This is a genomic window from Synechococcus sp. H55.8 (assembly GCF_047462375.1).
Lineage (GTDB): Bacteria > Cyanobacteriota > Cyanobacteriia > Thermostichales > Thermostichaceae > Thermostichus.
Window position 1 is genome coordinate 68,303 of sequence record NZ_JANSJC010000002.1, and the last position, 21,378, is coordinate 89,680.

A 21,378-nucleotide genomic window follows, 5' to 3' on the forward strand; every position below is an offset into this window, starting at 1 on the left:
GGCCCTCACCCCCGATCCCTCTCCCAGAGGGAGCATTCCCTCACCCCCGGCCCCTCTCCCAGAGGGAGCATTCCCTCACCCCCGGCCCCTCTCCCAGAGGGAGAGGGGAGCTGGCCATTGGCTCTGGATCAGGGCCGTAGGGAGGCTGGCGGTTCGGCGGGAGGGGGTAAGGGCTCGCTTTTGCCGCCGGGATCCAAGCGGGAATTGGGGGGCGAAGGGTCGGGATCCAGTTTGGCCCCCCAGGTGGCCAGGTAGGCTCTTTGTTCGGGGGAAAGGCGACGCACCCGGCGGAAGTCCGCGCCGGCCACGATGGCGCCGGCATAGGCTCCCGTTTTGAAATCGGGCTTTTGTCCTGGCTGGGCCGGGGAAGCGGTCTGCAGGGATCCCACAAACAGCAAAGCGCGGTAGAGATCGGCCCCGCGCAGGTCGGCATTGCGCAGGTTGGCCCCGCAGAGGTTGGTGTGGCTGAGGTCGCAATCCTGCAGGTTGGCTCTTTCCAGGCTGGCCTCGCTGAAGTCCACCCCCCGCAACAGGGTGCCATGCAGGTCGGCCCCTTCCAGCATGGTGCCCAGGTTAACCACGCGGATCCCGTTGAGGCGATCCCGCTGGTAGCCGCCTTTGCCGTCCAAAATGGGCCGGCCCAGGTGTTCGTCGCGGCGCAGGGGGCTGAGCAAGTTGGCGGTGGAGAGGAAGCGCAGGATCTTGGCTTTGCCGAAGCGATCCACGCCGTTGAGGAGCGCCGCCGTGCGCCCGGCAGCGATGGCCCGCTCCAGGGGCCAGTCGTCCAACTGCCCATCAGGGGAGAGAACCAGGTTGGAGATGCCCTCGAAGTAGGCGTCGATGGTCTGCTGCTGGGTGATGGTGTTCTGCTGGATGGTGAGGTCGCGGGAGATAACGTACTGCCGCCAGGCAATATAGGCGGCCAGGAGAGCGATGAAGATCTGCCCGGTAGCGCCGAACACCTCCCCCAAAGCCCCAATCGCCTCCCAGCTCAGGGATCGCAGGGTTGAGAGAACCCCACTCCAGACCACTGCTCCTGCCACGGCCAAGCCGAGGGCTGCTGCCGCCCATCCCAGGCTGGGCCACGTGGTTAGCCACTGCCAGAGATCGCGCCCAATCTGCACCCAGAGCGGCTGCCCCCACCAGCCGGCCAAGCCCAGCCAAGCCAGCACCGCCCCCCAGCCCAGGGCCGGCTGCCCCGTCAACCCCGCCAGCGCCAGCAGCCCCGCCGGGATCCCCAACAGCAGCAGATTAAGCAGGGGGCGCCCAGACGAGAGGGAAGCCAGCGGCAACTCTTGGGAGGAGCCTTCGCGGGCAAGGGCTTCTTCGGTCATGGCAAGGGTATACTCTAGGGGTAGCGTTGGATCTACAAAAAAAGCCTGCGTCAGTCCGTATTTGGAGTTGGGGAAGAGGGCAGGATCCCGCCTCTCGGGTTTGGTAGGATAGCCTCGACCCTCCTTCCTTCTCTGGCCCAGCCTGGTGTGAGGATGACTCCTATGATCGCTTCCTTATCGTTTATCCGTCTGCAGAAATCCGGCGAACACCAATTTACAGCAGTCCTGCCTGACTTGTGGTTGCAGCGTCATGGTTCCCCAACCCTGGCACGACTGGCCGCCTCTCTGCTGTTGAGCACCAGCTTACTGCTGGCGGCAGGAAGGGATCCCAGTTGGGCGCAAACTTCCCTGGACACTGGCCTTTTGGAGAAGCAGGCCCTGCCCCAGGCGCCACCGCTGCCGGACGACCGCCCGGCCATTTTTGTCGATGCCGCCAACGGCAGCGATACCCAAGGGGATGGATCCCGCAACAACCCCTTCAAGACCATCACCCATGCCATTGGACGGGCGCCAGCGGGCAGCATCATCCAGCTGCTGCCGGGGATCTACAGCGCAGAAAGCGGCGAAGTCTTCCCCATCCGCCTCAAGGCTGGCCTTATCTTGCGCGGGGACGAGTCCAACCTAGGGGAGGGCTACCTGATCGATGGCGGCGGCACCTACATGAGCCCGACCCTGGCCCGGCAAAATGTTGCTCTGCTGGCCGAGACCGGCTCAGAGGTGCGCGGAGTTACCCTGCGCAACCAGGGGCGGCGCGGCTATGCCCTCTGGATAGAATCGGCTTCCCCCCGCATTCTCAACAACAGCTTTGTGGGCAGCATCCACGACGGGATCTTCCTTGCCGGCGCTTCCAACCCCTGGATAGAGGGCAACCGCTTCTACAAAAATGGGGCCAACGGCATCTCCGTCTTGGGTACTTCCCAGCCCACCATTGTCAACAACCTCTTCCAAGAGACCGGCTTTGGCCTCACCATCGACCAGCGCTCGGCGCCGATGGTGCGCAACAACCGCATCCTGCAAAACCGCACCGGCATTGTGGTTGGCGGCAGCGCCCGGCCCATCTTGCGCAACAATCTCATTGCCCGCAACCTGGAGACTGGCCTGACAGCTATCACCAACGCCCAGCCCGATCTGGGCACGGCCTCGGATCCCGGCAACAACATTTTTGAGGGCAACGGCCAGTACGACATCCACAACGCCACCCGCGGCCTGCGCCTCAACGCCAACGGCAACCAACTGGCGGGCAAAACCAAAGGGGAGCTGGATCTAGCGGGCCAAACCACGGTTGCTGCCCTGCCCAGCAGCGCCCCACCACCCATTGCTGCCGGCGGCCTGACGCTGCCCAGCGCCCCCCCGGCTCCCAGCCGGGATCCCCAGCCGGCGGTGGCCAAGCCAGCCGAAACTTCCACAAACCTACCGGTGGTGGCGGTGCCGCAATCGACGGCCCCCCTTCCCCCTCCTGCAGCGGGCTCGGGAGGGCGTATTTTGCCCAGCGGCCCCAGCCAGCCGTCAAGCACGCAACCCCAGGAGTTTGTTGCCGTCCCCTTCACCCCCGATGGCTCTACCACGCCTGCCCAGCCGGTTGAGCCGGCTCCTGCCGCCCCTGTCCGCCAGGCCTCTGCAGCTCCCCTTACCGACATCACCACCCTGCTGCCGCCGCCGGCCCGCCGCCAAGCCAGAGAAAACCCTCCTACCTCCTCCTCTGCACCCTCAAGCTCGGCCCCAGCTCCTCCTGCTCAGGCTGCCGACAAGGACTCCGTCCCGCTGACGCGAGCGGCAACCCAGTTTCGCGTCTTGGTAACCCCCAAGGGCAGCGACGATTTGCAGCGGCTGCGGCAGCTCGTCCCCGAAGCGGTGGAGACCGTGTTCAACGGCAGGACGATGCTGCAGGCCGGCCTCTACGACAGCCGCAGCCAGGCCCAGTCAGTCCTGGATCGCCTGTTGGACGCCGGCTTTGACGCAGTGGCGGAGATGATCTTCCGTTGATATCACTGCCCAGGGATCCCCCCCGGCAGGATAGGAACTCCCCAGCAGGGGATGTATGATGCCTAGCACGGCTTTTTCCAAAAGGACTGCGGAGAAAGCCGTGCCGTCAGGTTGCTCTGGGGATCAGCCAGGGCAAGCAATGGGGAAAGTCCGGTGCAAATCCGGCGCTGTGCCGCAACTGTGATGGGCTAAGGCCCTCAGTCAGGATGCCCGCCTGCGGCTTTGGCTCACAGCTTAGCTCTTCCGCGTCGCACGGAAGCAGGAGAAACCGGATGAAAGTAATTGTTGTATGTCTCAGCCTTGGGCTGGGGAGCTGGAGTTTGGGGATCCCAGCCTGGGCGCAAGCGGTCTTGGACACCAGTCTTAGTGCCGAGATTTTCAATCAACCCGTCACCACACCGTTTCGCCGCCCTGGCTTGCTGCGGGACTCTTCGCGCCCAGTCTATGTCATCACCCGCCAGCAGATGCGCGAGCAAGGGGCAAGGACGGTGCAAGAAGCCCTGCGCTATCTGCCTGGGATCCTCAGCGATGGCACAGCGGGAACTCAGTTGGGAGCTCTTAGCTCTCAATTCATGCGAGGGGCGCGAACGGCGCAGGTGTTGGTGCTCTTGGACGGCCGCCCCCTCAACGATCTGGGCTTCTTTGGCGGGTTTGACCTCTCTCAACTCACCACAGATATTGTCGAGCGAATTGAAGTCTCTCCCGGTGGCGGCTCTACTCTGTATGGCTCGGATGCTGTTGGCGGCGTGATCAACATCGTTACGGTGGAGCCACAGCCAGAAACGGAGACGGTGCTGGAAGCGGCGGTCGGCAGCTACGGCCTCAATGAGCAAGGGATCCAAAGTCGGGGCCAAGCCCAGGATCTGGGCTGGGTGCTCAGCTATCGCCGTCTGAAAAGTAACAACGACTTTCCCTTTGCAATTGAGCGGCTGGGCAAGTCAGGCAAGCGGGAAAACTCGGCGGTGGAGTACCACAACTTGCAGGCCAAGCTTACCTGGCAACTGGCCAAAGACCAAGTCCTAACAGCCAACGCCCTCTACCTCAATAAAGCCTTTCGTGTGCCCAGCAGTGTGGAATTTCCCTCTCCCGATGCAGAGCAAAACACCAACGATCTGCTGCTGGATCTCAGTTGGCTGTGGACTCAGGCAACAGGATCCCTGCAGGCAAGAGTCTTTTTTGACGATCTCAACTACCGTTTCAGTGCTCCGCAAAGCCAGGGATCCCGCGACGTCATCCTGCGCAATGGCTGGGGATCCCAGCTGCAGTATGCTTGGCAAGCCGGCGAAAACCTAGAGGGAGCTTTGGGGGTAGATTATCGCTCCATCTCAGCTCGCAATACAACTTTTTCCTTTGCCAACGGTTCTGCCAATATCAACTACGACGATACGGTTAACCAGGGCGCCCTGTTTGCCCGCCTGGATTACAGCCCGGATCCCAACTTCCACCTTGATCTGGGCATGCGCCAGGACTTCAGCAGTTTGGCCAATGGCTCGGCCACCTCGCCGGCTGTGGGGATCCGCTGGACAGTGGCGGAAGGCACCACCTTGAGAGCCAACTACGCCAGCAGCTTTCGCACCCCCTTGATCTCGGAATTATTCTTTCGGCTGCGAGGCTTTTTTGAAGTGGATGGCAACCCCAATCTCCGCCCAGAGCGAGGGGAGAGCTTTGACGTTGGCTTGGATCAGAGCCTGGGAGATTTTGGCCTGCTGCGGCTAACGTTTGCCCACAACCGCATCCGCGATGGCATCACCTTTGTCAGCCTGGGGCCGCGCCAGGGAACCTATGAGAATATTGGGCTGGTCGAATACACCGGCCTGGAAGCGGCTTTGGATTTGCGTTTGGGGGAAAACTGGACGCTTTTTGCCAACTACACCCTCAATGATCCCATCATCCGCGCTGCACTTAACCCGGCCACAGTTGGCAAACAGCTAGCCTTTGTGGGAGCCGATAGCTTCAACCTAGGCCTAACCTATCGCTATGAGCAGGGCGGGTACGGCTCGATCTTGGTCCATCACATTGGGAGCTTTTTTACCAACAACTCCAATACGGAATCCCTGCCAGGCTATACCACCGTGGCTTTGCGGGGAGGGATCCCGTTGACTGAGGCCCTGAGCCTAGAGTTGGGGATCGACAACCTGCTGGATGAGCAGTATGAAGTTTTCCCCGGCTATCCCGGCGTTGGCCGCACGCTGAGGGTGAGCTTGCGGGGGCAATTTTAGCATCCTCTCGGGCTGTTTTTGGCTAACTATCTAGAACAAGCTGCCCTAGTGGAATTGTCTGCTTTGCAGTGGAGTTTGGATACAACTCTATGGTGAGCGCGACCAACTTTCCCTCTATTTCTCCATCGACAACTTTGGCTCAAGCTGAGTCTAAACATTGCCTTTGGGTTTGCACCACCTGTGGATCTCGCTGGGTCAACGGCCAAAAAGAAGGGATCAGCAAGGGAGAAATGCTCCTAGCTGCCTTGCAATCCCAAAGGCTCAATCCCCAACTGCAACTGAAGCCAGTTGCCTGTATGAGCGGCTGCAGCCACGCTTGTGTGGTTGCGCTGGCAGCCCCCCGAAAGATGACCTATGTCTTTGGCGATCTCGATCCAAAAGACGTGGAGCCAATCTTGCAAACGGCGGAGCTGTATTTGACAAAGCCCGATGGGATCCTGCCCTGGGCAGAGCGCCCCATCAAAAAGGGGGTGATTGCCCGCATTCCGCCAATCCAATAGGAGCAACCTATGGCTGTTTTCAATCCCTGGGTCACACCCCTAAACCAAACTTGGCAAGAGGTTTCCCCCATCGGCTGGACAACCGTTTACGAAGGGATCCCGGCTCACATCGACTGTCTTGGGCCGCTGCTCTATGAGCTCTTTCAGGAGCGCTGGGCCGAGATCCAAGTGGGCCAGGTGGTGGAGGGTGGCGTCCTGGAAGCGGCCTTCAAGGATCCCCCTACTCTCTGTGTGCTCTACGACGGCTACTTGACCGTGGCCACGGAAACTTGGCATTTGCATCTGTGTTTGGAGGAACACCAGGGCGGCCCCTACCGCAGAACTCCTCCTGAGCTGCGCCGCAAAAGATTGGTCGGCCGCGCCGCCCTCTATCGCCGCCTCAATCCGCAGGGCCAGCCTCGCCAATGGGGGATCCAGTTTTGGAACGGGGCAGAGGAATCGCTGCTGCAGATCTTTTTGCCCAGTCCCTTTTTGGGGCCAGGAGAAGACTACCTGCCCGAAGGCAAAGCCGACTATCAGCAGCTTTCCCTTTATGAACGCCTGCGAGCCATTTACGTCGAGGGAAAAGAGCGGATCCCTTACGCAGATAACCCTCTCAAGCGGCCCTATTTGGCGGTTTGCCGTTCCAGCCGCTGCTATCCTTCTCGCCACTATCAGCCGGTGGTGGAAGCTTTGCAATCGGCCCTGCGCGAGGCCAATCTGGATGTTCCGGTTATCACCTCAGGATGCCTAGAAGTCTGCCAACAAGGGCCGGTGGTTTTCTACTCTGGTGACCGCACCTGGTACAAGCAAGTCACACCCCCAGTAGCGCGGCAAATTGTCCAGGAGCACCTGCTGAACAAGTGTCCCTTAAAAGCTCACCTCTTTCCTGGGGATTAGCCTATGGTCAGCCTACAAGCTCTTGTCCAGTCCATCCCCAAAACCCGCCGCGGGATCCCGGAGGTCATTTGGATCCAAGCCACCCGCGATCTAGCCCAAGGTCGATTTTGGCCCAGCCTATTGACCACCATCGGCTGCCTTAGCAACATTGCCTATACCTGTACACTGCCTTTTGTAACTGTTGGCATCGTCACGGGCACCACGTTAACTCGCCAAAGGGCAATCGTCAGCGCTTCGATGATTTGGCTGGCCAACCAAATCTTTGGCTACACCTGGCACAACTATCCCCGTACCCCTGATTCTTTGGCTTGGGGGTTGGTCTTGGGGATCGGCACGGTGGGGGTGGCGTGGCTGGCCAGCTATCGCCCGCTCTTTTTCCAGCCCCACCCTGTCCAACCTCGGCAATGGCTGCGCAATTACCTTTGGATCCTGGTCATGCTGATCCTAGGGTTCCTTGCTTTTGAAGGGCTGATCTTGGCAGCCGGCCTGGTGCTGGGCGGAACAGAGGGCCTGACCCTGCCCATCTTGGGCAAGATCTGGTTGCACAACTGGCTGTGGACGGGCTTTTGGCTTGGGATCCACGCGCTGCTGGCCTGGGACAGAGGACGCCGCCGACTGGAGTTGGCGAGAGCCCACCTCAGCGGGCTGGGGTATCCCCAAGGGAGATCCAGGCCAGAATAGGGGTGACCTGCGCGCGAGGGATCCCTTTGCAGCCCGCTCAGCTCGACAACTCCCCTTTTGACCGGCTCGTGGACTACGTCCCGCTGACGCGATCGGCTTCCTGCCGCTTGCTGCTGTTGAGCGGCAAGGGGGGTGTGGGCAAGACCACCCTGGCCTGTGCCCTGGCCCGTCACCTAGCCCAGAGGCAACCAGAGCGCCGTCTGCTGTTGCTGTCCACCGATCCGGCCCACTCCCTGGGGGATGTGCTGGGGATCCCGGTGGCCGACACCCCCCAACCCCTGCCGGAAAGTGCTCCGCACCGCTTGCGCGAATGGCCCAACTTGCAGGTGCGGGCTCTCCAGGCCGAGGTGCTGCTGCAGTCTTTCAAGCAGACCTACGGCCCTGCTCTGGAGCTCATTGCCGAGCGGGGCAGTTGGCTGGGGCGAGAGGATCTGTTGCCCCTTTGGGATCTGGACTGGCCGGGGGTGGACGAGCTGATGGCCATCCTCGAGGTCAACCGCCTGCTGGCAGGCCAAGAGGTGGACACAGTCATCCTGGACACGGCCCCCACCGGCCACACCCTGCGGCTGTTGGAGTTGCCCGACTTTTTGGATAATCTGCTGGCGGTGTTTGCCACCTTCCAGGCCAAGCACCGCGAGGTTGTCCAATCCCTGACGGGCACCTATCGACCGGATGAGGCCGATGCCTTTTTGACCCGGCTACAAAGTGAGCTGGAGGGAGGCAAAGCCCGCCTCACCGACCCGGAGAGCACCTCTGCTTGGCTGGTGCTGATCCCGGAGCCGTTGAGCGTGGCGGAGACCCGCCGCTTCTGTCAACAACTGCAAAGCCGCCGTGTGCCTGTGGGGGGTCTTCTGGTCAACCAGGTGCTGCTAGGGACGGTGGCGGCCGCAGGGGAAAAAGCGGAAGCAACCCCCAGCCGCCCCTCGCCTCTCTACCTGGCCCGCCAGCAGGAGCAGTGGCGCTGGCTAAAAACGCTTCAAGAGGAGCTGCCTGGCTATCCCATCTGGGTTTGTCCCTATCAACTGGAGGAGCCGATTGGGCCGACGGCCCTGGACAAGCTGGTGCAACAGCTTCGCCCCTTGCCAAAGGTGCTGCCGCAGTTGGCAGGGATCCCCGCCCCGGGGGAACTCTCCCCTTCGCCGCAGCGGGACGAAGTCCTTGGGATTGCTTCTGGGCAGAGCCAGGCTTTGGGCCTTCCAGATTTTTTGGCCCAAGGGATCCGCCTTGTGCTGGTGGGGGGCAAGGGTGGGGTGGGCAAGACCACGGTGGCCGGGGCCCTAGCCTGGAACCTGGCCCAGCGCCATCCCGACCAGCGGCTCTTACTGGTCTCCATCGACCCGGCCCACTCACTGGGGGATCTGTTTCAGACGAAGCTGGGTCAGGAGCCGCTGCCGCTCTTGCCCAACCTGCTGGGCCAGGAGATCGAGGCGGCGGCAGTGCTGGAGCGCTTCCGCCAAGACTACCTGGAGGAGGTGGCGGCCATTTTGGCAGGCGAGGGGACGGCAGGGGTGGAAGTCCAGTACGACCCCCAGGCTTGGCGGCAGCTTTTGCAGATGCCCCCTCCCGGTCTAGACGAGGTGATGGCCCTGCTGACGGTGCTGGAACAAGAAGCCAGCGGCCAGTTCAACCTGGTGGTGGTGGATACCGCCCCCACCGGCCATCTCCTGCGCTTTTTGCAGATGCCGCAGGCCCTAGAAGGCTGGGTGAGCCTGGCCCTGAAGCTGTGGCTAAAGTACCGCGACGTGGTGGGCAGGCCGGAATGGGCGCAGCGGCTGCGGGATCTCTTGGCCCAGGTGCGCCAGCTCCAGCGGCGGCTGCGGGATCCCCAGTTTGTTAGCTTTGTCCCCGTCTTCAACCCCGAACAGGCAGTTCTGGCCGAAACCGAGCGTCTTTTGGCGGAGTTGGATGCCCTGGGGATCCCCCATCCCTACGCCGTTCTCAATCGGGTTTGGCTAGAGGACTCCACCCCCTTGGGAGAGGCCCTCCGCCGCCGCCACCAAGCCCTTCTGGCCCAGCTCCCCCGGCGATTCTCCCAACAGGCCATCTTGATCATCCCCTTCGTGCATCCTCCCAGCTTGGAGAATATCGGCTCCTACTTATTTGCTCCCCAGGAGCCCTAACCTGGGGGTAGATCTTGCTCACCCAAACGGTATGGATCCCAGACTGGAAGAGCGCGCCCGCGAGCTGCGCGCCCTGCTGCAGAAGGCCAGCATCGCCTACTACGTCCACGATGCCCCCATCCTGGAAGACAGCGTTTACGACCGCCTCTACCGGGAGCTGCAAGAGCTGGAGCGGGCTTACCCCGAACTGGTCACCCCCGACAGCCCTACCCAGCGGGTGGGAGAAAAACCTGCAGAGCATTTTCCTACTGTCTTCCACCGCATCCCCCTCCACAGCTTGGAAAATGCTTTCAACCCAGAAGAGCTAGAGGAGTGGCAAGAGCGCCTGCTGCGAGTTTTGGGCCGCGACAGCGAGACAGAGGAGGAGCTGGAATACGTCTGTGAGCTGAAGATCGATGGCGCCGCCTTGGCCCTGACCTACCTCGATGGTCTTTTGGAGCGGGGCGCTACCCGGGGGGACGGTCAGGCCGGAGAGGACATCACCCCCAACGTGCGCGCCATTCGTTCCATTCCCCTGCGGCTGGCGACGGCAGATCCGCCTCCCGTTTTGGAGGTGCGGGGGGAAGTCTATCTGGCCCTGGCTGAGTTCGAGCGCATCAACCAAGAGCGCCGCTCCGCTGGGGATCCCCCCTTTGCCAACCCGCGCAACTGCGCCGCCGGCACCCTGCGCCAATTGGATAGCCGCGTTGTCGCCGCCCGCAAGCTCAGCTTTTTTGCCTATGCCCTCCACTGGCCAGAAGGCTGGCCGAGCGGGGATCCCCCGCAAACCCAGTGGCAGTGCCTGCAGCGGCTCAAGGAGCTGGGATTGCCCGTCAATCCTCTGTCCCAGGTGTGCCGGGGCTTGCAGGAGGTGATCCAATTTTACGAGCGGTGGCGGGGTGCCCAGCTCCCCTACGCCTGCGACGGCGTGGTGGTGAAGCTCAACTCCTTGCGGCTGCAAGAGGAGGCCGGCTTTACACAAAAATTTCCCCGCTGGGCCATTGCCCTCAAATACCCTGCCCAAGAAGTTCCCACCCGCATCCGCGCCATTTTTGCCAGCGTAGGACGTACCGGCGCCGTCACCCCGGTGGCAGAGCTGGAGCCCGTGCTTCTGGCCGGCACCACCGTCAGCCGCGCCAGCCTGCACAATGCCGATCGCCTCGAGGAGCTGGATGTGCACATCGGCGACACGGCCATCGTGCGCAAAGCCGGGGAGATCATCCCCGAGGTGGTGGGGATCCTCAAAGAGTTGCGCCCCCCCGACGCTGTTCCCTACCGCCTGCCCAGCCACTGCCCCGAATGCCACACCCCCCTGGTTCGCCCTGCCGGCGAGGCGATAACCCGCTGCCCCAACCCAGACTGCCCGGCCAAGATCAGGGGGGAACTGCAGCACTGGGCCAGCCGCGACGCTTTGGATATCGAGGGCTTAGGGGAAAAGCGGGTAGCCCAGTTGGTGGAAAAGCTGGGGGTGCGCACCGTGGCCGACCTCTACCGCCTCGCCCCGGAACAGTTGGAGAGTTTGGCAGGGATGGGATCCCGTTCCAGCCAGAAGCTGGTGCAGGCCATTCAGCGCTCCCGCCAACAGCCCTGGGAGCGGGTGCTATATGGATTGGGGATCCCCCATGTGGGGGTGGTGACCGCCCAGACTTTGGCCCAGCATTTCCCCGCCCCAGAACTCTTAGCCCAGGCCAGGGCTGAAGACATCGCCCAGATCTACGGGATAGGGGCGGAAATTGCCGAGGCGGTGGTGGCCTGGTTTGCCGATCCCGCCCACCAGAAGTTGTTGCAGGAGCTGGGGGAGCTGGGGATCCCTGCCCTGCCCCAGCAGAAGGCCCCTGCTGTTTCCCAGGTGCTGGCCGGGAAGAAGTTTGTAATCACTGGCACCTTGCCCACCCTCTCCCGCCAGCAGGCCAAGGCTTGGATTGAGAGCCGCGGCGGCAAAGTGACCGCCAGCGTCAGCCGCCAAACCGACTATGTGGTGGTGGGGTCGGATCCCGGCTCCAAGCTCAAGCAGGCGCAAGAATTGGGGATCCCCCTGCTGAGCGAAGCGGAGCTGTTGGCCCTGGAATCCGGTGATCCGCAGCCTTGACAGGGGTAGATCCCCAGAAAACTTGGGGAAAGTGGGTTGTTCTAACGGCAGGGATGATTTATGATTCAACTCTAGTGAGGAGTGGACGCCAATAGGGGGGAAGCGAACGAAACACGGACAGTTCCTTCCCCTTTTTGGTTGCCAACAAAGGCCGTCACACCCCCCCGAAAGCATCCAACTTAACTGAAAGATCCCTTGGCCTTCGATAGCCATCTTTGCCAGGGCCGGGTAAGTTCTACTATGATGGGATCAGCGGAGACGCATGTTTCCGTTCACTCCTCACACCATCTGCCGCTCGGCGTTCAGTCGGGCGGTTTTTCTGTAGACCTGTCTAGGGGGGTCACAGTTATCTCACAAGAATCTCTGAGCACTTCGCCTGGGAACAAGCCCAGCGGAGATGCTAGACTGATAGACCAGTGAGTTCCACCCGCCTCGGCATTCCTACACTCTCATAGCCGATTTGCCCCACGCTTTGATTTGTTTGAATGTCCAGTCTTCCTCTGGCTTTTGCCGGATAGGATAGCCAAGAACAAGCAGCAACGAGGATCCCATGGCCAAATATGACTCCCACTTAAGGTGCTCCTTCTGCAATAAGTCCCAGGATCAAGTGCGTAAGTTGATTGCAGGGCCGGGGGTCTACATTTGTGACGAGTGTGTGGAGCTCTGCAACGAAATTTTGGATGAGGAGCTCTACGACGGCAACCCTCCTGCTACTGCTGCCACTGCCCCTGCCCCCAGTCGTCGCGAAACCACCAAGAAATCTTTTCGCAGCCTGCCTTCTCTGGCGCAGTTGCCTAAGCCGCGCGAGATCATGCGTTATCTTGACCAATATGTGATCGGCCAAGAGAAGGCCAAGAAGGTCTTGTCGGTGGCGGTGTACAACCACTACAAGCGCCTAGCGGCCAAGGCCAACCCCAGCAGCCTCGGAGCTGCGGAGCTGGATGAGGTGGAGCTGCAAAAGTCCAACATCTTGATCATCGGCCCCACCGGCTCCGGCAAAACCCTGCTGGCCGAAACCCTGGCCCGCATGTTGGATGTGCCCTTTGCTGTTGCCGATGCCACCACCCTCACCGAAGCCGGCTACGTCGGCGAAGATGTGGAAAACATCCTGTTGCGCCTGCTGCAGGTGGCGGACATGGATGTGGAAGCAGCCCAGCGCGGCATCATCTACATCGACGAAATCGACAAAATTGCCCGCAAGAGCGAAAACCCCTCCATTACCCGCGACGTTTCCGGCGAAGGGGTGCAGCAGGCTTTGCTGAAGATGCTGGAAGGCACCATCGCCAACGTGCCCCCCCAAGGCGGACGCAAGCACCCCTACCAAGACTGCATTCAAATCGATACTTCGAATATCCTCTTTATCTGCGGGGGCGCTTTTGTCGGCCTAGAGAAGGTAATCGAGCAGCGCATCGGCAAAAAGTCGATGGGCTTTATCAAGCCAGGGGAGCAGCTAGCAGTTACCCGTGAGCAGCGCATGGCCAACGCCCTCAAGGCTTTGGAGCCGGAGGATTTGATCAAGTACGGCATGATCCCCGAATTCACGGGACGAATTCCGGTGGTGGCCACTTTGGATCCGCTGGATGAGAAGGCGCTGGAGGCCATCTTGACGCAGCCTAAGAATGCCATTCTCAAACAGGCGCAAAAGCTGTTGCGCATGGACGGGGTGGAGCTGGAGTTCGAGCCGGCTGCCATTTCTGCCATTGCCAAGGAAGCCTACCGTCGCAAAACGGGGGCGCGGGCGTTGCGGGCCATTGTGGAGGAGCTAATGCTGGATGTAATGTACGAGGCGCCCTCCCGCCGTGACCTAAAGTACATCCGCATCACCGCCGAGATGGTGGAGCGCCGTTCCACGCACGAGCTGATCCCTCACCCTTCCACCCTGCCCAAGCCTGAGTCTGCCTAGGATCTCAGCCCTGCCCGATCCCTGCTGCGTCAGCCTATGATTGGTGTTTGGTTTTGAAGTAAAGGGCAAGGGGGCGCATGGGGCGAGCGGATCGCGAGTATGCGGTGATCGGTCTGGGACGCTTCGGCACGAGTTTGGCCCTCACGCTGATGGAGCGGGGGCACAATGTTTTGGGGATCGACCGCAGCCGGGAGATCGTGCAGCGTCTGGCGGATCAACTGACGCAGGTGGTGGCTCTGGATTCCAGCGATGAGGATGCGCTGCGAGCGGTGGATATTCTCTCCTTCGACACGGTGGTGGTGGCCATCGGCAGCGATTTCGAGAGCAATTTGCTGACGACGGTGGCCCTCAAGAGCTTAGGGGTGCGCAACGTGGTTTGCAAGGCTTCGACGGAGCGGCAGCGCTCGATTCTCTTGCGGGTGGGCGCCGATCGGGTGGTGTTGCCGGAGCAGGAGGCGGGCCGGCGTCTGGCTCAGGTGTTGACGGCACCAGGGATCCTGGATCAATTGGAGCTGGAGCCGGGCTACGGCATTACCGAGCTGGAGGTGCCGGAGGCGTTGGTGGGCCATACGCTGGCGGAGTCAGACTTGCGTCGCCGCTTTGGCATCACGGTCTTGGTGGTGAAGCGAAAACAATCGTTGGTGGTCTCACCGCCAGCAGACTACCTGTTGGAGAAGGGAGATCTGCTGGTGGTGCTGGGGGCCAATACCAATATCTCGCGGCTGAACGAGATGTAAGGGGGGATCCGATGAGAGAGGGTTGTGTCCCGCCGTCGCAACCCGAGGGGGCTGGGGGCTGGGGGTCTGCCCGAGCTGCGGGAAGCCCTCGCCTGATGCTGCCTCAGTCCTCTTGGATCCCGGCCAACCGCTTGCATCGGCTCGTTTTTGGGGACAGGCGTCGCCCGCTGCCGCCGCCTCTGCGCCTGGTCGCAGGGTTGGGCCTGCTGGCGGTGGTGGGAACTTTGCTGCTGATGCTGCCGGGGATCGGGCGCGGAGATCCCTTGAGCTGGAATGAGGCGCTATTCACGGCCATGTCCGCCCTGAGCGTAACGGGGCTCTCGACGATTGTGGCGGCGGAGGATCTCACTCTGCTTGGCCAGATCGTCTTGCTGCTGTTGATCCAAATTGGCGGGGTGGGCTTCATGGTTTTGGCGGTGGTGGTGTTCCAACTGATCGGGCGGCGCATCTCCCTGCTCAACCGCTTGGCGCTGTGCAATTCGCTGGGCCTGATCGATCCGGGGGCCATTCTGGAATTGACGCGGCGGGTGTTGATCGGGGTCACCCTGATCGAGCTGGGAGGGGCCCTGCTGCTCTGGGTGCATTGGCGGGATCTCTACGGGCCAGGTCGGGCGGTTTTTCTGGCCATTTTTCACGCCGTGTCAGCTTTCTGTAATGCGGGGTTCGACCTATTTGGGCAGGAGGGGATCCCTACGGATGGCCTGTCGCTGGCGATCTTGGGCGCTCTGATTTTTATCGGCGGCTTGGGCATCCCGGTTTTGTCGGATTTGTTAACTTGGCCGCGGGGCCACCGTCCCTCTCTGCACACCCGCATCACTCTAGTTGTGGTAGTGGTCTTGCTCTGCACAGGCGGCTTGGGGATGTTCTTGGCCGAGAGTTTGCCCGAGGGATCCCTGCGGGAGCTGAACTGGCCCCGCCGCTTGGGCCTGACGTTTTTTCAATCGGTTTCGGCTCGTACCGCCGGGTTCGCCGGGATCCCCATTGAGGATTTGACCCCGGCAAGTCGGTTGTTGCTGATGGCTCTCATGTTTATCGGGGCAGCTCCGGCTTCTATGGGGGGTGGCATCACCACCGGAACCTTGGCGGTGTTGGTGCTGGCCCTGTGGGGCTATGCCCGCGGCCTGCCCAGCGCCCAGATTGCCGGGCGCAGTTTGGATCCCTCGATGGTGCGCAAGGCGGCGGCGGTGCTGACGGTTTCTCTGTTTGTGGTGCTGTTGGCGGCCTGGCTGATCTTGATTTCCCACGGCAACAGCAGGCTGGATCCGGTGTTGTTTGAAGTGATCTCCGCTTTTGCCACCTGCGGTCTCTCGACGGGGTTTACCGGGGAGCTGAACTTGTTTGGCCAACTGATCATCGTTTTGGTGATGTTCTGGGGCCGCTTGGGGGCACTGACCATCGTCTTGGCTTTGGCCCAACAGCAGCCCCGCCCGTTGGTGACCTACCCTGAAGAGTCGATCCTAATCGGTTAGCTAAGGCAGTCTTCGTTAGACTGGGTATCGGAGTTCTCTGTCTCTCGCGTTGCCAGGAGCCATCCGTGTCCAAGTTCCTTCTCATCGGTTCTACTGAGCCCTTCAGCGGCAAGTCGGCAGCCATCTTGGGTTTGGCCAAGCATTTGCAGCGGCAGGGGGTGCAAGTTACCTACAGCAAGCCGATTGGATCGTGGGCTAGAGAGGATGGCTCCCCGGAAGGGATGGATCCGGATATGCGCTTTGTAGCGGAGACGCTGCGGCTGACTCAGATGCCTCCCATGCTTCTCCAGCTCAACGAAGAGGCGTTGCTGGCTCACATCCAGCAGTCGCTGGAGAAGCTGGCCCCCGCCTGCTCCGTTGCCCCTCTGCTGGAGTTTGCCGAGGGATCCGCTGCGGATTTGATCCTGCTAGAGGGCCCCGCCGATCTCTACGAGGGAGAGTTGTTTGGCCTCTCCTTGGCCAAAATGGCCCAAGCCCTGGATGCTCAGGTACTGCTGATCAACCGCTACCACTCCCCTTTGGCGGTCGATTCTCTTCTCTTTGCCCACCGCCAACTGGGATCCCATTTGGCCGGCGTGCTGCTCAACGATGTGCCGCCCGACCAGATGGAGCCCACCAAGACCACCGTTCGACCCTTCCTGGAGGCGAAAGGGATCCCGGTTTTGGGCATTTTGCCCTCCCACCGCATTTTGCGCAGCATCAGCGTCGGCGAGCTGGCGCGGCAACTGGAGGCCGAGGTGCTCTGCTGCCCAGATCGCCTGGATTTGATGGTAGAAAACATCGCCGTGGGGGCGATGAACGTCAACTCGGCCTTGAAGTACTTCCGCAAGCTGGAGCACAAGGCGGTGATCACCGGCGGAGACCGCACCGATATTCAACTGGCCGCCCTGGAAACTTCCACCCTCTGCCTGATCTTGACCGGCAAGCTGCCTCTGGATCCCCGCATTCAATCTCGAGCAGAAGAGCTGGAAGTGCCGATCCTCTCGGTGGATCTGGACACTTTCACCACCATTAACCGCATCGAACGGGTTTTTGGCCAAATTCGCCTCCATGAGGAGGTGAAAGTCCGCTGCATCCAGGAGCTAATGTCAGCAAATTTTGACTTTTCTCGCCTCTATGCTCATTTGGGCTTGACACAACCCCTAGTGTCAGCGGCGGGCACCTAAAAAAATCATTATCAGACCTCTCTACCCCTAGTGCTTAATTAGATATTTTTCCAAAACTAAGCACTATACCTGATCAAGATGAAAATAAGCTCTGTTCTGGTGCGCTGGCTTCTAGTGTCTGATGCTTTCCAGCATCTGCAATGATTTCTGCAAAAAAACGCAGAGATCTCTCGCCGAGTTGGCCTACTCGCTGAATTGGGGGGATATCATGCGAGTATTCATCACCTCAACACACCACTCCTCCCCCAGGTTTTCTGGGGGTTTTTGTTTGCGCTGTTTTGGCAGGAGTTCCCTATCTCTATACCCTAACGGGGCTTATGCTGCTGATGGTGTGAAATAAGGCTTCGCTGACGCTGTTTCCACTAAATATCTACTAAGTAGTGGCGCTGACAGGCCTGGGGGGGTTAAGATCCAGTGTCTGTTGTCGAGCAGGGATCCTGAATGATGGCCCAAGTCTCACGGATTCACAACCGTGGAGGAGCGCGCCCTAGCCGTCCGGTTGCTTGCCCCCACAGCGGCATCTTCACTGACGGGGGCTGTTCCCCCAATCCGGGGCCAGGGGGATGGGCGGTGGTGGTGGTTGAGGATGACCAGATTGTGGAAGAGTTTTGGGGAGGGGATCCCGCCAGCACCAACAACCGCATGGAATTGACCGGCCTCATTCGGGCCTTGCAATACTGCCGCGATACCCAGGACAACCGCATGGACACCATCTACAGCGACTCCCATCTCTGTGTGCAGACCTACAACGATTGGATGGAGCGCTGGGCAGCGCAGGGGTGGCGGCGGCGCACGGGGCCGGTGGAAAACCTGGACTTGGTGCAAGAGCTGTATCAACTGAAACGGCAGTGCCCGCAGGTGCGGGTGGCCTGGATCCCGGCCCATCGGGGTCTGCGCTGGAACGAATATGTGGATGGGCTGGTCGCGCGCGCCCGATCCCGGTAGGCATTTCAAGTAACAATTTCTACATATTTTGGTGGGCGGGCCTGGGATCACAGACAGCCTTCGAGTTTATCGCTTATGCTCAAGAGGACGGCTCGTTGCAGGTGTGGTATGCAGGCCCAACTTTATCGTCGCCCTCGTCCGTTCTCCCTGACATTGATGGCGGTGGGGGGCTCTTGGCTTTTGGGCTCCTGTCAGCTCAGGGCACCCCAGGTGCAGTTGCCCGGCGATGTTCTGCCGGAGACGGCGCTGGTTCCCCAATCGGCACCCCTAGTGTTGGCCTTTTCCACCAAACCAGAAGAGGCGCTGCGTACCCACCCTGACCTTTTGGCCCGTTGGGAGAGCTGGACGGCAGAAGCTTGGGCCAGCACCGGCCAGGAGTTCTCCCGCGAGGAGATCCAGACCTGGGCCGGGGATCAATTCACGCTGGCGGTGGTGATCCCCAACCTGGTGCCGGGGGCTGCGGAACCGATGCCTGGGATCCTCTTTGGAGCCAGCACCCGCAACGCCGATCTGTCCAGGCAATTCCTGGCCCAAGTGCGGCAACAGGCAGAGGCGGAAGGGGCCAACTTCGAGCAGCGCCAGGAGCAAGGGGTGACTCTCTACGTGCAAACCAATGGGGAGCCGGGCGAACGGTGGGTGACGGCTGAGTTTGGCAGCCGTTTCGTGGCCCTGGCCAACGATCCCAAGGTGATGGAGCAGGCGATTGCTGTCTATCGCGGCCAGGCGGAGCCCATTAGCCGCGCCGAAGGCTTCCGCACTGCCGTGGGCGATCTCTACCAGAAGCCGGGCACCTTGGCTTTTGCCTACTTCAACTTCCAGGCTTTGCAGGAGGATCCCGAGTCTTTCCGAGATTGGACGCGGGACTGGGATCCGGCAGAGCTGGGATCCCTGCAGCCGCTGCGCTCTTTGGCTATGGCTGCCCACTGGCGGGAGCAGGGCCTGCAGATGCGCCTACTCACCCAACTGGATCCCCAAACCCCGCTGCTGGGCAAGTGGCAGACTGCCCGGGGCGAGCTGATCCAGCGGCTGCCCGGCAGTGCCCTGGCGGTGATCACCACCCAGCAGGTTGCCCAACGCTGGCAGGCGGTTGTGTCGGAGCTGGAAGAGGATCCCCAGGCCAAAGAGTCCCTGGATGAACTGCGGGCCGAGTTCCGCACCAACACCCGCCTGGATCTGGATCGAGACCTGATGGCTTGGCTGGATGGGGAGATGGCCTTGCTGGTGGCGCCCGATGCCCAGGCCCACCCCCTCTTGCAAGGCATGGGGGCGGCTTTGATCATCGAGAGCAGCCAAAAAGACAAAGCCAACGCGGCCCTGGCCCAGTTGGATCGGCTGGCTCAGGAGTCGGGCGCGCGAGTAACGGAAGCCGATGGCCAGGTAACCTGGGCGGATCCCTTGTTTAACCGTCCGCTTCTAACCCGTGCCTGGGAAGGCAACTACCTGATGGTTACCACCAGCACGGCGGCGCTGCAAAGCCTTGCCCAGCGCCAGGGCAATCTGCTTCCTCAAACCGAGCCGCTGAAAACCCTCTACAACCAGTTGCCCAAGCCCAACTACGGCTACTTTTTGCTGAATTGGCGAGGCCTCCGCACGGTGCTGGAAGCCGCCTTGCCAGGTGGGCTGGCCAGCGTAGAGCCGGAAGCCCGCGAGCTGCTGACCCGCATCGATGGGGTGGGGATCACCAGCTACCCCGCCGGGGAGCACGCCTTTGGGCTGGAGCTGCTGGTTACCGTTCCGCCCAAGCCACAGCCGTAAGCTCCTTCTCCCCTCTCCCAGAGGGAGAGGGGCCGGGGGTGAGGGCTACAACCGGATCAGGCCGTAGGTGAGGGCGTAGCGCACCAGCTCGGTGCGGCTGCTGGTGCCCGTCTTGTTGAGGAGGCGGGTGACGTATTTTTCCACGTTGCGCACGCTGGTTTGCAGTTGTTTGGCAATTTCTTTGTTCATCAGACCTTCTGCCACCTTCTCCAACACCTGCTGTTCCCGCGGCGTCAGCTCCACCTTAATCGGTGGGGGCAAAGGAGTTGGGGTGAGGGGCTGAGAGGGACTGGTTGGGGGGAGAGTTCGCTCCGACAGCAGGGCGCGAATCGAGGCCAGCTCGCGGGCCACCACTTCCGAGGGGCTAGCCGCGCGCGAGCGCTCGATGAGATTGGAGACAATGGCCACCAGCTCTTCCGGATCGAAGGGCTTGGGCAAGTAGGCATCGACGCCGGCCCGGTAGCCCTGGATGCGGTCGGCAGTCATGCCTTTGGCGGTGAGGAACACCACCGGCAGATGGCTGTAGGGCTCGAGTTTTCGCACTTGCGCCAAAAATTGGTAGCCGTCCATGCCCGGCATCATGATGTCGGAGATGATCAGTTGCGGTTGGGCCGTGCCGAGAAGCTGCAGAGCCTGCTGGGCGTTGGCAGCCGGGATCACCTCAAAGCCGCTGTCTTCTAGGTAGGCTTGCACTGCCTCCCGCAGACCTGGCTCGTCATCTACCAACAAGATGCGGGCCAAGGCAGGTTCGGGTTTGGCTTGAGCGGAGGGGGCCATTGGGCAGCTCCTGGATAGCTTTCAAGATTTTGGCTGGGAGAAACACCCTTGCTCACATTTTCAAGCTCTACTGGGCCGTGGGCAATCTGAGGCGAAAACAAGAGCCTTGGGGGGAGCTGTCCACGCGAAGGTCTCCTCCCATCTGGGTGGCCAAGTCGCGGCTAATGGCCAACCCCAGCCCCTGTCCTGGCTTAGAAAGATCCGCCCGAAAGAAAGGGTCAAAGATCCGCTCCAGGTTCTCGGGGTGGATGCCGGGGCCATTGTCACAGACGGCGATGGCTACTGACCGCTGCGAGTCAGGTGAGCAATCCTCAACCAACTCCACCTTCAGCCAAATCTGACCTGGGGGCGGGGTATATTTGCAGGCGTTGTCGATTAGGTTATCCAGCACCTGCCGCAGGGCGCGCGGATCGCCTTGTACAGGGGGCAGCGAAGGGGGCAGAACGGCCTGAAAGCGGTGTCCCTGGGTTTCCGCCAGGGCTTGATAAATGGGGATCCACTCCCGCAGCAGGTCAGGCAAGGAGAGGGACTGAAGTTGGAGAGGAGCCGGGATCCCGTCCAAACGCTCGAACTCCGCCAGCAGATCTTGCAGATGCTTGCACTCCTGTTCAATGCTCAGGCCAATCCAGTGGTTGCGATCTTCTGGGGGCAAGCGTTTTTGTAGTAACTTGGCCAACGTGCTCAGAGCGGTGAGAGGGTTGCGCATCTCGTGGAGCAAGGTGGAGAGCTGCTGCGCAGAGAGAGTTACCCCCTTGACTCTGGGATCCCCAGCTCCACAGGCAGGCTCTGGCTCTGGATGGTGTTCGGCAACTTTTCTGGCTCTCGGCATGGATCCAATCTCT

Annotated in this window: 16 protein-coding genes and 1 riboswitch; of the genes, 13 read left to right on the forward strand and 3 right to left on the reverse strand. The window is 61.2% G+C overall.

Translation table 11 applies throughout. The annotated features are described in order from the left end of the window. Nucleotides 1-128: 128 nt before the first annotated feature. Nucleotides 129-1,334, reverse strand: coding sequence for a pentapeptide repeat-containing protein (locus NW862_RS01405; RefSeq protein ID WP_414349318.1), 1,206 nt, complete (start codon nt 1,332-1,334; stop codon nt 129-131). Between the two features lie 162 nt (nt 1,335-1,496). Between NW862_RS01405 and NW862_RS01410 the strand changes: the two genes are divergently transcribed. From NW862_RS01410 to NW862_RS01470, 13 genes are all read left to right on the forward strand, one after another. Further along, nucleotides 1,497-3,317 carry a DUF1565 domain-containing protein gene (locus tag NW862_RS01410; RefSeq protein ID WP_414426851.1) on the forward strand — a complete coding sequence of 607 codons (1,821 nt, stop codon included), beginning with the start codon at nt 1,497-1,499 and terminating at the stop codon, nt 3,315-3,317. Between the two features lie 91 nt (nt 3,318-3,408). Next, nucleotides 3,409-3,550: riboswitch (cobalamin riboswitch) on the forward strand. 39 nt (nt 3,551-3,589) lie between these two features. Next, nucleotides 3,590-5,536 (forward strand): TonB-dependent receptor plug domain-containing protein, encoded by a 1,947-nt coding sequence (locus NW862_RS01415; RefSeq protein ID WP_414334714.1) that lies wholly within the window; start codon nt 3,590-3,592, stop codon nt 5,534-5,536. A gap of 89 nt (nt 5,537-5,625) precedes the next feature. Beyond that, nucleotides 5,626-6,036: a DUF1636 domain-containing protein gene (locus tag NW862_RS01420; protein ID WP_414334715.1), complete on the forward strand. Its 411-nt coding sequence runs from the start codon at nt 5,626-5,628 to the stop codon at nt 6,034-6,036. 9 nt (nt 6,037-6,045) lie between these two features. Further along, nucleotides 6,046-6,915 carry a (2Fe-2S) ferredoxin domain-containing protein gene (locus NW862_RS01425; RefSeq protein ID WP_414334716.1) on the forward strand — a complete coding sequence of 290 codons (870 nt, stop codon included), beginning with the start codon at nt 6,046-6,048 and terminating at the stop codon, nt 6,913-6,915. Between the two features lie 3 nt (nt 6,916-6,918). After that, nucleotides 6,919-7,596, forward strand: coding sequence for a hypothetical protein (locus NW862_RS01430; protein ID WP_414334717.1), 678 nt, complete (start codon nt 6,919-6,921; stop codon nt 7,594-7,596). Between the two features lie 26 nt (nt 7,597-7,622). Next, complete coding sequence (locus tag NW862_RS01435) at nt 7,623-9,716, forward strand: ArsA family ATPase (RefSeq protein WP_414426852.1); 2,094 nt, start codon at nt 7,623-7,625, stop codon at nt 9,714-9,716. Nucleotides 9,717-9,747: 31 nt separating this feature from the next. Next, on the forward strand, nt 9,748-11,784 hold the full coding sequence (ligA, locus tag NW862_RS01440) for an NAD-dependent DNA ligase LigA (protein ID WP_414334719.1): 2,037 nt from the start codon (nt 9,748-9,750) through the stop codon (nt 11,782-11,784). 550 nt (nt 11,785-12,334) lie between these two features. Next, the gene (gene clpX, locus NW862_RS01445) at nt 12,335-13,687 is read left to right on the forward strand and encodes an ATP-dependent protease ATP-binding subunit ClpX (protein WP_414334720.1); all 1,353 of its coding nucleotides are present in this window, start codon (nt 12,335-12,337) and stop codon (nt 13,685-13,687) included. Between the two features lie 77 nt (nt 13,688-13,764). Continuing rightward, nucleotides 13,765-14,424, forward strand: coding sequence for a potassium channel family protein (locus tag NW862_RS01450; protein WP_414334721.1), 660 nt, complete (start codon nt 13,765-13,767; stop codon nt 14,422-14,424). A 95-nt stretch (nt 14,425-14,519) separates the two neighbouring features. Beyond that, a complete protein-coding gene (locus NW862_RS01455) occupies nt 14,520-15,893 on the forward strand; it encodes a TrkH family potassium uptake protein (protein WP_414334722.1) in 1,374 nt (457 codons plus the stop codon). Nucleotides 15,894-15,958: 65 nt separating this feature from the next. Next, complete coding sequence (locus NW862_RS01460) at nt 15,959-17,059, forward strand: phosphotransacetylase family protein (protein ID WP_414334723.1); 1,101 nt, start codon at nt 15,959-15,961, stop codon at nt 17,057-17,059. A gap of 444 nt (nt 17,060-17,503) precedes the next feature. Continuing rightward, the gene (locus NW862_RS01465; RefSeq protein ID WP_414426853.1) at nt 17,504-18,004 is read left to right on the forward strand and encodes a ribonuclease H family protein; all 501 of its coding nucleotides are present in this window, start codon (nt 17,504-17,506) and stop codon (nt 18,002-18,004) included. A 108-nt stretch (nt 18,005-18,112) separates the two neighbouring features. After that, nucleotides 18,113-19,759: a DUF3352 domain-containing protein gene (locus NW862_RS01470; RefSeq protein WP_414349327.1), complete on the forward strand. Its 1,647-nt coding sequence runs from the start codon at nt 18,113-18,115 to the stop codon at nt 19,757-19,759. Between the two features lie 45 nt (nt 19,760-19,804). On the opposite strand, the gene NW862_RS01475 is transcribed toward NW862_RS01470, so the two are convergent. Further along, complete coding sequence (locus NW862_RS01475) at nt 19,805-20,536, reverse strand: response regulator (RefSeq protein WP_414336233.1); 732 nt, start codon at nt 20,534-20,536, stop codon at nt 19,805-19,807. Nucleotides 20,537-20,603: 67 nt separating this feature from the next. Further along, nucleotides 20,604-21,365: a sensor histidine kinase gene (locus NW862_RS01480; protein ID WP_414349328.1), complete on the reverse strand. Its 762-nt coding sequence runs from the start codon at nt 21,363-21,365 to the stop codon at nt 20,604-20,606. Nucleotides 21,366-21,378: the final 13 nt, after the last annotated feature.